1 protein-coding gene is annotated in these 262 nt (G+C 63.4%); it reads right to left on the bottom strand.

The annotated features are described in order from the left end of the window. On the bottom strand, nucleotides 1-262 hold a 262-nt coding region (locus ACRHNM_RS17110; protein WP_431137842.1), incomplete at both ends, for a phasin family protein.

Below are 262 nucleotides of genomic sequence, written 5' to 3'. Positions count from 1 at the left end.
GGCGCCGGTGCCGCTGGCGATGTCGTACAGGTGACGGCTGTAGGCAGCGGTCTTTTCAGCCAGGGGCTGGAACAGGTTGGCCTGCAGCGACAGCAGTTCCTGTGCGTCCTTGACGCTCAGGACAGCCTGGGTGTGCTGGGCAGCTTCGGTCAGTGCGGCGCGCGAGGCGGTCACATTCAGTTCCACCAGCTTTTCAACGCCTTCGAAGGCCTTGCTCGTCAGGCCGAACAGGGTTTCCAGGTTGGCCTTTTGTGCGCTCAGG

Source organism: Psychroserpens mesophilus (assembly GCF_050617655.1).
In the GTDB taxonomy this organism is placed as follows: Bacteria; Bacteroidota; Bacteroidia; order Flavobacteriales; family Flavobacteriaceae; genus Psychroserpens; species Psychroserpens mesophilus_A.
The sequence above is the reverse complement of the archived record's forward strand: the minus strand, read 5'-3'. Positions and strand labels throughout refer to the sequence as shown.